Here is a 1,091-nt window from a genome sequence, read left to right as displayed (position 1 = left end):
GCTGCAATCACTACCGTACTGGCTAAAACCTACGGCGGTGCTGCTCGTGCTTTCGACCAGATCGATAACGCACCAGAAGAAAAAGCTCGTGGTATCACCATCAACACCTCTCACGTTGAGTATGACACCCCGACTCGCCACTACGCACACGTAGACTGCCCAGGCCACGCCGACTATGTTAAAAACATGATCACCGGTGCTGCGCAGATGGACGGCGCGATCCTGGTTGTTGCTGCGACTGACGGCCCTATGCCTCAGACTCGTGAGCACATCCTGCTGGGTCGTCAGGTAGGCGTTCCTTACATCATCGTGTTCCTGAACAAATGCGACATGGTTGATGACGAAGAGCTGCTGGAACTGGTAGAGATGGAAGTTCGTGAACTGCTGTCTCAGTACGATTTCCCAGGCGACGACACTCCAATCGTTCGTGGTTCCGCGCTGAAAGCGCTGGAAGGCGACGCAGAGTGGGAAGCGAAAATCATCGAACTGGCTGGCTACCTGGATTCTTACATCCCAGAACCAGAGCGTGCGATTGACAAGCCATTCCTGCTGCCAATCGAAGACGTATTCTCCATCTCCGGTCGTGGTACCGTTGTTACCGGTCGTGTAGAGCGCGGTATCATCAAAGTGGGTGAAGAAGTTGAAATCGTTGGTATCAAAGAGACTGCGAAGTCTACCTGTACTGGCGTTGAAATGTTCCGCAAACTGCTGGACGAAGGCCGTGCTGGTGAGAACGTTGGTGTTCTGCTGCGTGGTATCAAACGTGAAGAAATCGAACGTGGTCAGGTACTGGCGAAGCCAGGCTCAATCAAGCCACACACCAAGTTCGAATCTGAAGTGTACATTCTGTCCAAAGACGAAGGCGGCCGTCATACTCCGTTCTTCAAAGGCTACCGTCCACAGTTCTACTTCCGTACAACTGACGTGACCGGTACCATCGAACTGCCAGAAGGCGTAGAGATGGTAATGCCAGGCGACAACATCAAGATGGTTGTGACGCTGATCCACCCAATCGCGATGGACGACGGTCTGCGTTTCGCAATCCGTGAAGGCGGCCGTACCGTTGGCGCGGGCGTTGTTGCTAAAGTTCT

The 1,091-nt window shown here is 53.5% G+C and carries 1 protein-coding gene; it reads left to right on the top strand.

Going from position 1 to position 1,091, the window contains the following annotated elements; translation table 11 throughout:
* On the top strand, positions 1-1,091 hold a 1,091-nt coding region (gene tuf, locus IM290_RS21295; protein WP_048338906.1), incomplete at both ends, for an elongation factor Tu.

Origin of the sequence: Enterobacter cloacae complex sp. S1 (assembly GCF_014930525.1) — a bacterium.
In the GTDB taxonomy this organism is placed as follows: Bacteria; Pseudomonadota; Gammaproteobacteria; order Enterobacterales; family Enterobacteriaceae; genus Enterobacter; species Enterobacter hormaechei_C.
This window is presented reverse-complemented; position numbering and strand designations above follow the sequence as displayed.